We start from the raw sequence: 11,587 nt of genomic DNA, 5'->3' as shown, positions 1-11,587 counted from the left end.
TTTGTAAGCTTTTCTTCTGTTTCCATTTTTTCTCCATTTTTTTCTCAAAAATTTTTGAAACAACATCATAGAGATAGAATTAATATTCTATTTCAAAATGAATTTGATAGAAAATACAGAGATAATGTAGGATATAATTTATTATATTCAAAAACAGCTATTGGTTCTGGAAAATTTTTTGGAAAAGGATATCAAAAAGGGACTGTTACAAAAGGAAAATTTGTGCCTGAACAACATACTGATTATATTTTTTGTACTGTAGGAGAAGAATGGGGGTTCATAGGGAGTGTCATTTTAATTATATTTTATTTACTCTTTATTTGTCGTATTTATTTCTTATCTGAAAGACAAAAAGATGTTTTTGGAAGAATTTTTGGATATTCAGTTGGAAATATTATTTTGACCCATTTTGTCATTAATTTAGGGATGGTGATGGGTCTTTTTCCTACAATAGGAATCGTTTTGCCTTTTTTCAGTTATGGAGGATCATCTCTTTGGTCATTTACTATTTTATTATTTATATTTGTAAGGATAGATGCATCAGATCAGACTAGCTTTATATAGGGGGCTGATTTTGGATTTGACAGCAAGATTAGTGATAAAAGAAAGCATATCGTGTTACGTAAGGTCTTACACGTAAATCAAGCGTTACAAATAACAATAAACGGCGAAAAACAATACGCTTTTGCTGCTTAATGTAAATTCATTATAGCTTCATCTGCACAAATGCAGAAGCAAAATATCTCTCAGAGATTGTTCCTTATAATTTCTGATATAGAGGTACAAAAATATATTAAGGATAGGAAGACAGATGATTCTTAAGTTTTCTGAAAAATAGTTTTGAATCTTAGTTTTTATTCTGGATCCAAAACTTGAATAAAGACGGAAAAATACTTTTTGGATAAGTATGTAGAAAACTTTTATGCTACTTGTTTGGACGCGGGTTCAAATCCCGCCAGCTCCATTTATTTTATATTAAATTTCATATGAGATATGAAATTTTAAGAAAAATTCAATTTTTTTTATACAGTGTTTGTTCAGGAATTTTATTGAGTTTAGGATGGCCTACTAATGGAAATCCTATGTATTTGTTCATCGCTTTCATTCCTTTGTTATATGTAGAAAATCACTTGAAAAACTTCTACATTTTTTTTCTTTCTTTTGTTACTTTCTTAATATGGAATGCTATTTCTACATGGTGGTTATCTTATTCAAAAAGAATTAATGGGACTTTTGCTGTAGAAGCTTATTTAATTCCTGTATTATTGAATTCTTTTTTTATGTCAATTGTTTTTACTTTTTACTCATGGATCAAAAAACATGCAGGAAGTAAAAAAATAGGAAATGTGTTTTTAGTTTGCTTATGGATTTCATTTGAAAAGATGCATTTAGAATGGGAAATATCTTGGCCATGGTTAAACTTAGGGAATGGTTTTTCTAATCAGATAGATTGGATTCAATGGTACGAATATACTGGAACTTTAGGAGGATCTGTATGGATATGGACAGTCAATATTGGATTGACAGAATCGATTCTCAAGTATGAGAAAAATAAGAATATACTTTTCTTATATAAAAGAATTTTTTTCAATATAGGAAAAATCTTTTTAATGATTTTTATATCACATCTCATATATACAAGATATGAAGATAAAAAATATAGAAAATCTGTAGATACGTTAATTTTACAACCTAATATTGATCCATACTATCAAAAATATCATATTTCAAAAAAGAAATTGATTTTAAAATTCAAGAAATTAATGGATCAAAAAATATCTAAAAAATCCATGATTATATTGGCTCCTGAAACTACATTTCCTGGAAATAAAATGCCAATAAAAAAGATAAGCAACAATCAAATTATCTCTGTGTTTAGAGATTATTTACAAAAAAAATCTCCAAACACAGTATTTATAACAGGAGTAGAATTATTTTCTTTATATAAAGAAAAAATAAGTCCAACTTCTTTTCCTATTTATTTAGAAAATTCAAAAAAAAATATACAATGGTTAGATATTTTTAATTCAGTTATTCAAATAGGAATTAATGAAAATATAGAATATCATCATAAATCTAAACTAGTCCCAGCAGTAGAAACTTTTCCTTATAAAAAAATTTTCTATCCCATATTGGGAAATATATTACTTAATTTTGGAGGAACTGTAATGGAACTTGGAAAAGAAAATCATACTTCAGTTTTTAAGCATCCTCATTTAGGAGTAAGAATAGCTCCTATTATTTGTTATGAATCTGTATTTGGAGAATATGTTTCTAATTTTTTTAAAAAAAATGCAGAATTGATGGTTATCATTACTAATGATGGTTGGTGGGGGTCTTCGCAAGGGCACAAACAACATATGTATTACGCACGTCTCAGAGCTATTGAAAATAGAAAATATATAGCTAGATCTGCTAATACAGGAATTTCTTGCTTTATTAACGAAAAAGGAGAAATAATATCACATATTCCTTATGGAAAGGAAGGAGTTTTGTATGATAGAATATACCTCAATGATAAAAAAACGTTTTATATAAAATATGGAGATTTTATTTCTGAAATCAGTTTAGCAACAATAATAATAATTTTATTATATTTAGCATGCGTTTCTATATATAGATATATGCTCAAATTGTAATTTTCTGATAGGCGGCTCCTATGTGATTAATAATATCACTAGAAATGATTGATTCTTCGCTTAATTTTTTTGAAGCAATATCTCCTGCTAATCCATGTAAATAAACTCCCATTATACATGATTTTTCTGGAGAATAACCTTGAGATAATAAACTCATTATCATTCCAGTCAGAACATCTCCACTTCCAGCTGTTGACATTCCTGGATTTCCAGTACTATTAAAATATAGATTTCCACAGGGAGTAGAAATAATGGAATGAGCTCCTTTTAATATAATAAATATTTTATATTTCATAGACATTTTCTTTAAAAGATCCAATTTGTGATAATCATTTCTCCATGGGCCAAACAATCTATAAAATTCTTTTGGATGTGGAGTAAGAATAGTATTCTTTGGAAGAATATTTAATAATTCTAATCGATTTGATAATAGATTTAAGGCATCTGCATCAACTATCATAGATATCTTTTTGTGTTTTATTTTTAATAGGAAAGATGCAAAAGCATATTCAGTTTTAGGATGTTTCCCCATCCCTATTCCTATTCCTATTGCATTTATATCACTGGGTAGAACAATATCACTTATCCAATGTTTTTTCATATCTGTTTTTACAATAACTTCTGGAAAAGCATTCTGTATAATTTCATATCCACAAGAAGGGACATATACACTTAGTTTTCCTATTCCAGTTCTTAAACTAGCTTTTGCTGCAAGTATAACAGCTCCCATCATTCCATAATTTCCACCTATAATAATTCCATGACCATAATTTCCTTTATGGGAAAATTTTTTTCTTGTTTTTTTTATAGCATAAATGCATTGATCATCTATATAAAAGTTCTTTGTATGCATTTTTTGAAGGAAATCACTTTTCCATCCAATGTTCAATATCTCCCACTTTCCAACAAAATTTGCATAATCTGGCAAAAAAAAAGGTAATTTTGGAACTTGAAAAGTTAAAGTATCAGTAGCTTTAATTATTCCTGTAAAATCATCATGATTTTTTTCCATAAAAAGACCAGAAGGGATGTCTATAGATAGAACGAATTGAAATTTTTTTTCATTGATGTAATGAAAAAAAGACTTCCAATATTGGTTGATCAATCGATTAAATCCTATTCCAAAAATAGAATCAATCAAATAACTTTTTTTATTCAAGAAAGGAAATTTTTCTCCTTCACAAAGGATTTGTAAAGGAATGCCATATCTTAATACTTTCTCCTTATTGATTAAAAATTCATTCGAAAAGTGATTGGAAATATTCATAATGTATATGGAAACTTTAGCTCCGTATAAATATAACATTTTAGCCAAAGAGAGTCCGTCTCCTCCATTTTTTCCGTTTCCTGATAATACTATAAATGGAACTCTTTTTACTTGAAAACGTTTATTTTTTAGAATCCAATTGAAACAGCTTTTAGCTGCTCTATCCATTAATTCGATAGAAGAAATAGATTCGTAATCAATACAGTATTGATCAGCTTTTCTGATTTGATTTAAAGAAAGAATTTTCATTTTTTAAAATGAATTTATTATTAATTTATTATTTTTGATTTTGTAAGTTTTCTATTTTTATTAATTAAGATTGTAAAATCTGATTAGTATCTGCAAATATAAAACGATTAATCTAGATGGCCGAGTATAATTTGACCCTTCCAGCCATGGGTGAAAGTATAGCTGAGGCTACTATCATTCGTTGGTTAAAAGAAGAAGGAGATTCTATAAAAAAAGAAGACCTTTTGGTAGAAATAGCTACAGATAAAGTAGATTCTGAAATTTCTTCTCCAGTTAATGGGATATTGAAAAAGAAATTATTTTCTCCTAATGAAGTGGCTAAGGTAGGAAGTCCGATCGCAATTTTAGAAACGGAAGAAAAATTAAAAAAATTTCCTATAGAAGATGAAACGATAGAAGAAAATAAAAAACGTTTTTATTCTCCTCTTGTGCGTGCTATTGCCCATAAAGAAGGGATTAGTTTTTACGAATTAGAAACAATAGAAGGAACTGGAGAAAAAGGCCGTGTCACTAAAAAAGACATATTAAAATATGTTCAAAAAAATAAAATGATTCCGCCTAAATACAGTGATATATTTTTATCATGTAATAGTTATAAAAACAGTATGCTAGAGAATGAAGAAGTTGTAGAAATGGATAGAATGCGTAAAATAACTGCAGAACATATGATAAACAGTAAAAATATATCTGCACACGTAACTTCTTTCGTTGAAGCAGATGTTACAAATATTGTGAAATGGAGAGAGAAAATGAAAGATGCTTTTCAAAAGAATACAGGGGAAAGACTAACCTTGATGTCTGTTTTTGTGGAATGTGTAGTCAAAGCCATCAAGGATCTTCCTATGATTAATATTTCTGTTAATGGAACGAATATAATAAAAAAAAGAAATATTCATATAGGATTAGCTACAGCTTTACCTAATGGAAATTTGATTGTTCCTGTCATAAAGCACGCAGATTCTTATAGTTTAGGAGGATTAATCAAAATTATTAATGACTTAATCAAAAGAGCTAAATCTAATCAATTGAAACCTGAAGAAACTCAAGGTGGTACCTATACAATTAGCAATATTGGTAGTTTCGGAAATCTTTTTGGAACTCCAATTATACATCAACCCCAGGTTGCTATTATGGCTATAGGTTTAATACAAAAAAAATTATCTATTATAGAAACACCAGAAGGTGATTTGATAGGAATCAGACACAAAATTTATTTGTCACATTCTTATGATCATCGTGTAATAGATGGAGTTTTAGGCGGAGGATTTGCTAAAAAAGTCGCTTTATATTTGGAAAAATTTAATTGTTATACGAAAATATAAAAATTTAAAAATATGAAAATCAGTTTTGATGTACTTATTGAAATTCCAAAAGGAAGTAGAAATAAGTATGAATTTGATAAAAAAAATAATCTTATTCGATTGGATCGAGTTTTATATTCTCCTATGAGTTATCCAACAGATTATGGCTTTATTCCAAAAACACTTTCTATGGATGGAGATCCATTAGATGCATTAGTTTTTTTGACAGAACCTACAGTTCCGGGTTGTTTAATAAAAGTAAAACCTATTGGAATTTTTTTTATGACAGATGAAAAAGGAGAAGATGAAAAAATTATTTGTGTGCCTATTGATGATCCAAATTATAATACAATAAATAACATTGATGAAATTTCTTTACATACTAAAAAAGAGATAGAACATTTTTTTTTAGTATATAAAGATCTGGAAAACAAAAAAGTGAAAATAGGAAATTGGAAAAATCAAGAGAAAGCTATTTTTGTATATGAACAATCTTGTTTACGATATAAAAATCATTTAACGCAAATGTAATTCTTTCAATTTTTCCTTTTTCAAAAAAGATGGAGTTTTGATCATTATATCTTTTCCATAATTGTTTTTTGGAAAAGCAATGAAATTCTTTATGTCATCATTTCCTTCTAAAAGATTAATTAACCTATCTAGTCCAAAAGCTATTCCTCCATGAGGAGGAGTTCCATACTCAAAAGCTTTGATAAAAAATCCGAATTTAGATTCTATTTCTTTTGCAGATAGTCCTAAATGTTTAAAAATCAAATTTTGTATGTTTTGATTATGAATACGTATAGATCCACTTCCAATTTCTATTCCGTTTATAATCAAATCGTAAGATTTAGAACGAATACTTTCTGGATGTTTTTCCAATAAATGAATATCTTCTTCTTTGGGACTTGTAAATGGATGATGGACAGATTTATATTTTTTATATTTTTCATTCCATTCAAAAAGAGGTAAATCTGTAATCCATAAAGGTTTAAAAATTTTTGGATTTCTCAAATTAAAATGATGAGCTATTTCTAAACGAATTTTTCCGAGTGCTTCTCTGGCATTCCTTTTTTTTCCGTAAGAAATGAATAAGAAATCACCAGGGGTTACTTGAAAATGCTTGATAAAAATTATTAGAATTTCTTCATTCATCAAATCTTGATTAGAAGAAAGAAAAGTTTTATCCGGTAAACATTGTATCCAAAAAATATTTTTATTTTCTATTTTTTTTAAAAAAATCTGATCATGAACATTATGACATTTTGTCACTTTTATTCCTATAACTAATTCTTGTTCTTTTAAAAAAGAAATATTTTTTACTAAATTATTCAATTCCATAAATGGCATGCCAAAACGAATGTCAGGACTATCCGTTCCATACATTTTCATTGCATCAGGATAAGAAATGCAAGGAAAAGGTTCTAATTGAATATTTTTTATCTTTTTAAATAAATGTTTTATAAAATATTCAAAAAAAGTTAATACGTCGTTAACCTCTACAAAAGACATTTCACAATCTATTTGTGTAAATTCAATTTGTCTATCAGAACGGGCATCTTCATCCCTAAAACATTTCGCAATTTGAAAATATTTATCTATTCCACCTATCATTAATAATTGTTTAAATAGTTGAGGAGATTGAGCTAATGCATAAAATTTTCCAACATGTGTTCTAGATGGGACGACAAAACTTCTAGCACCTTCTGGAGTAGAATTGATCAATATAGGAGTTTCTATTTCTAAAAAACCATTTTTAGAAAGAAAATTGCGTATTTCTAAAGCAAGATTGTGACGAATAATCAAATTATTTTTGATAGGATTTCTTCTTACATCAAGATATCTGTATATCATTCTAATTTCTTCATTTCCATCTGTTTGATCATTAATAGTGAAAGGAGTAGGAAGAGAAGAATTCAAGATTTCTATCTGAGATACTAAAATTTCTATTTCCCCTGTAGGAATTTTGTAATTTTTGGATGATCTTTCAACTACTTTTCCTTTAATTTTAATTAAAAATTCTTTTCCCAAAAAGAGGTTTCCCTCTATTAATTTTCTAGAAAAAATAAGTTGTGTGATCCCAAAATAATCTCTAATATCTAGAAAACATAGAGATCCCAAATTCCTTTTTTTTTGAATCCATCCAGATAAGATCACTTCTTTACCAATATCTTTTTTGCACAATTCCCCACAATTATGTGTTCTATACATTTATTTAACTTTTTTTTCTGTAGACAATTCTTCATAAACTTCTACAAGATCTCCAGATCTGAGATTATGATAATTCTTGATTCCCAAACCACATTCATATCCCTTAGAAACTTCTTTAACGTCTTCTTTAAAACGTTTTAAGGAAGTAAACTCACCATTATGTATAACAATTCCTTCTCGAATCAATCTTACTTTTGCTTGACGTGATAATTTTCCTTCGACTACCATACAGCCAGCTATAGTTCCTGTTTTTGGGATTTTAAAAATCTCTCTTATTTCAGCATTTCCTAATATTTTTTCTCTTATTTCAGGAGAAAGCATTCCATCCATAGCTTCTTGAATATCATTAGTTACATCATATATAATTGAGTAAGTTCGTATTTCTATATTTTCTTTTTTTGCTATATTTTTAGCACCAATATTAGGACGAACATTAAATCCTATTATGATTGCGTCTGATGCACTTCCTAATAAGACATCAGATTCTGTTATTTGACCAACTCCTTTGTAAATAATATTTATCATTATAGTATCCGTCGATAATTTTTGAAGAGCATCAGCAATAGCTTCGACTGAACCATCTACATCTCCTTTAAGAATTATTTTTAATTCTTTGAAATCTCCTAGTGCTATACGTCTTCCTATCTCATCTAATGTAAGATGTTTTTGAGCTCGTATATTCTGTTCTCTTTGTAATTGCTCTCTTCTAGAAGCAAGTTGTTTTGCTTCTTTTTCATCTTGAAAAACTTTAAATTTATCTCCTGCAGTAGGAGCTCCATTTAATCCTAATATAGTAATGGGTTTTGACGGACCTGCTGAAAAAATGGATTTTCCTCGTTCATCTAAAATATTTTTTACTTTTCCATGATGACTTCCGGCTAATACATAATCACCAATTTTTAATGTTCCTCCTTGTAAAAGCAAAGTCGTAATATATCCTCTTCCTTTATCTAAAGATGCTTCTATTACTGTTCCTATTGCAGGTTTATTTGGGTTAGCTTTTAAATCTAATAATTCAGCTACTAAAAGGACTTTTTCTAACAATTTGTCCACCCCAGTTCCCAATTTTGCTGATATTTCTTGAGAAGGATATTTTCCTCTCCATTCTTCTACTAAAAAATTTAAATTCGCTAATTGCTCTCTAATTTTATCAGAATTTGCATTAGATTTATCCATTTTATTAAATACAAAAATAATGGGAACGTTGGCAGCTTGAGCATGACTGATAGCTTCTTTAGTTTGTGGCATAACTTGATCATCTGCTGCTATAACTATAATCGCAATATCTGTTATTTGAGCCCCTCTTGCACGCATAGCAGTAAACGCTTCATGCCCTGGAGTATCTAAAAAAGTAATACTTTGATTATTAAAACATTCTACACTATAAGCAGCTATATGTTGAGTAATTCCACCTGCTTCTCCAGCAATAACGTTAGTATTTCTAATATAATCTAATAAAGATGTTTTCCCATGATCTACATGTCCCATGACAGTAATAATAGGAGGTCTTGGTTTTAAATTTTCCTCTAAATCTTTCTCATCTTGAACTGCTTCTTCTAAATCTAATCCAACAAATTCTACATTATATCCAAATTCATCTGCTACTAAAGTTAATATTTCTGCATCCAATCTTTGATTCATAGTAACCATTATCCCTAAAGACATACAAGATACAATGACATCAGTTGCATTAACTTTCATCATGGATGCTAATTCGTTAACTGTTGTAAACTCAGCTACTTTTAGTCTTTTTTCTTTTTTTTCATTTTCTATTTCATTTTGCAATAGTCTTTTTTCTTTTTTGTATTGACGTTTTTCTTTTCTAATTTTTGAAGCCTTTGATTTTATTCCTTTAGATGATAACTTTTCCAAAGTTTCTTTGATTTGTTTCTTTATTTGTTCATCAGAAATTTCTGATTTTTGGTAATTTTTTTTATTCTTAGACTTATCTATTTTCTTTTCAGAAGAATGTTTAAAAGAAGGTTTTCTTTCTTTATCCTGTTTTTTTCTGACAGGAATATTTTTCATTTCATCAATAAAAATTTCTTTTTTAATTCTTTTTCGTTTTTTTTTAATGTGATTTTCTTGTTTCGTTCTTTTTTTTTCAAATTGAGATAAATCAATTCTATCTCCTGTTAACATAACCCCATCTAATTTTTGATAGATAGTGTCGATGTGCTCAGGTTTATTCTCCTTAAATTTATTTTCTACTTTTTTATGCAAATTATTTTTTTTTTCTTCTTTAGCCTTATTTTTAGTATCATGTTTTTTGTCTAATGTATCAATATTGATTTTTCCTATTTTCTTGAATCCAATTAAATTCTCAGACTTAGCACGTATAATTTGAGGAGCAGTAATATGCTTTGATTTTAACAATTCTTCTTTGATTTTTTCTTTTTCCATCCTTTTTTGCAAAAAAATTTTCTCAGATTCATCTCGTATTTCTTTATAAGTTTGAAATTCTCTAACAAGAAATTTGTAGACTTGTTCTTCTATTTTTGCATTAGGATTATGTTCTATTTCAATTCCCTTTTTTTGTAAAAAACTAACTACTCTTTGTAAAGAAATATTGAATTGGGTTAATACTGTTTTTAATCTGATTTTATCAGTCATATAAACATATATAAAATGTGTAAGAGCCAAAATAAAAATTTAGTCCAAAAAACTTATGTATTGATATTTAATTCTTCCTCAAATTCTTTTTTCAATATGGTCACCACTTTTTTTATTATCTTTTCTTCAAGATTGGTCCGTTTGCTGAGATCATTTTCTCTGTAATTTAAAACAGATTTAGCAGTGTTTAAGCCTACTTTATGAAATTTTTCTAATACTTCTGGTTCTATTTCATCAGAAAATTCTGTTAGTTCGACATCATCTTCATAAGGAAAATCTCTAAATATATGAATTTTGTATCCTGTTAATTGACTAGCTAGTCTTATATTTTGCCCTCCTCTACCAATTGCTTTCGATATTTCTTCAAGTTTTACATATACGTTGACATACTTATGTTCTTCATTGACTTCCATCATAGAAACTTTAGCAGGACTTAGGGCTCTTGTAATATACAATTGTGTATTAGAAGTATAATTTATAACATCTATGTTTTCATTTTTCAATTCCCTAACAATAGGGTGAATTCTAGATCCTTTCATTCCTACACAGGCCCCAACTGGATCTATCCGATCATCATAAGATTCTACAGCAACTTTCGCTTTTTCACCTGGTAGACGTGCTACTTTTTTTACTGTAATTAAACCATCAGACACTTCTGGTATTTCTAACTTGAAAAGTTCTTCCAAAAAAGCTTCATCTCTTCTAGTAAGAATAGCGAAAGGCTTGTTATCTTTCCAATCGACTCGTTTAACCAATGCTCTAACTGGATCTCCTTTTCTAAAAAAATCATTTGGAATTTGTTCTTGTTTAGGTAAAACCATTTCATTTTGTTCTTCATCTCTCATGATAATCTGCTTTGACAAAATATGATATACTTCAACATTAATTATTTCTCCTATTTTGTTTTTAAATTTCTTATAAGTATTTGTATTATCGTATTCATTGACTTTTGAAAGCAAATTTTGTCTTAAAGATAAAATAGCTCTTCGTCCCAAAGATTGTAATTCTACTTTTTCTGTTACTTCTTCTCCTATTTCAAAATCAGGTTCTATTTTACGTGCTATAGATAATTCTATTTCTTTATTTATATCTTTGACTTCTCCATCTTGCACTACGATGCGATTTCTCCATATCTCTAAATCTCCTTGATCTGGATTTACAATAATATCGTAATTTTTAGATGAATCATATTTTTTTCTTAAAACGCATCGGATAGATTCTTCTAAAATAGCCATAAGACTTACTCTATCTATATTTTTTTCATATTTAAAATCTGAAAAAGAATCTATTAAAGCTTCATTATCCAT

The 11,587-nt window shown here is 28.2% G+C and carries 8 protein-coding genes and 1 other RNA gene; 5 read left to right on the top strand and 4 right to left on the bottom strand.

Annotated elements, in window-relative coordinates:
• The 3 genes from rodA to lnt all read left to right on the top strand — a co-directional run.
• The coding region (gene rodA / locus H0H68_RS03160; protein ID WP_238783949.1) for a rod shape-determining protein RodA at positions 1–564 on the top strand (564 nt) is incomplete at its 5' end.
• Positions 565–967, top strand: a transfer-messenger RNA (tmRNA) gene (gene ssrA / locus H0H68_RS00040).
• 19 nt (positions 968–986) lie between these two features.
• Positions 987–2,639, top strand: coding sequence for an apolipoprotein N-acyltransferase (gene lnt, locus H0H68_RS00035; protein WP_185853345.1), 1,653 nt, complete (start codon positions 987–989; stop codon positions 2,637–2,639).
• On the opposite strand, the gene H0H68_RS00030 is transcribed toward lnt, so the two are convergent.
• Entirely contained in the window at positions 2,629–4,155 is a 1,527-nt protein-coding gene (locus H0H68_RS00030; RefSeq protein ID WP_185853344.1) for an NAD(P)H-hydrate dehydratase, read from the bottom strand. The genes lnt and H0H68_RS00030 overlap by 11 nt on opposite strands.
• 116 nt (positions 4,156–4,271) lie before the next feature.
• On the opposite strand from H0H68_RS00030, the gene H0H68_RS00025 reads away from it, so the two are divergent.
• Complete coding sequence (locus H0H68_RS00025) at positions 4,272–5,477, top strand: dihydrolipoamide acetyltransferase family protein (RefSeq protein WP_185853343.1); 1,206 nt, start codon at positions 4,272–4,274, stop codon at positions 5,475–5,477.
• 12 nt (positions 5,478–5,489) lie between these two features.
• Positions 5,490–5,987, top strand: coding sequence for an inorganic diphosphatase (locus H0H68_RS00020; RefSeq protein WP_185853342.1), 498 nt, complete (start codon positions 5,490–5,492; stop codon positions 5,985–5,987).
• On the opposite strand, the gene aspS is transcribed toward H0H68_RS00020, so the two are convergent.
• From aspS to nusA, 3 genes are read right to left on the bottom strand one after another with little or no spacing between them, the layout of a single operon-like run.
• Entirely contained in the window at positions 5,973–7,667 is a 1,695-nt protein-coding gene (gene aspS, locus H0H68_RS00015; protein WP_185853341.1) for an aspartate--tRNA ligase, read from the bottom strand. The two genes, H0H68_RS00020 and aspS, sit on opposite strands and share 15 nt — an antisense overlap.
• Positions 7,668–10,280 carry a translation initiation factor IF-2 gene (infB, locus tag H0H68_RS00010; RefSeq protein WP_185853340.1) on the bottom strand — a complete coding sequence of 871 codons (2,613 nt, stop codon included), beginning with the start codon at positions 10,278–10,280 and terminating at the stop codon, positions 7,668–7,670.
• 53 nt (positions 10,281–10,333) lie between these two features.
• Positions 10,334–11,587: a transcription termination factor NusA gene (gene nusA / locus H0H68_RS00005; RefSeq protein WP_194295601.1), complete on the bottom strand. Its 1,254-nt coding sequence runs from the start codon at positions 11,585–11,587 to the stop codon at positions 10,334–10,336.

Source organism: Blattabacterium cuenoti, assembly GCF_014251555.1.
Lineage (GTDB): Bacteria > Bacteroidota > Bacteroidia > Flavobacteriales > Blattabacteriaceae > Blattabacterium > Blattabacterium cuenoti_P.
The sequence above is the reverse complement of the archived record's forward strand: the minus strand, read 5'-3'. Positions and strand labels throughout refer to the sequence as shown.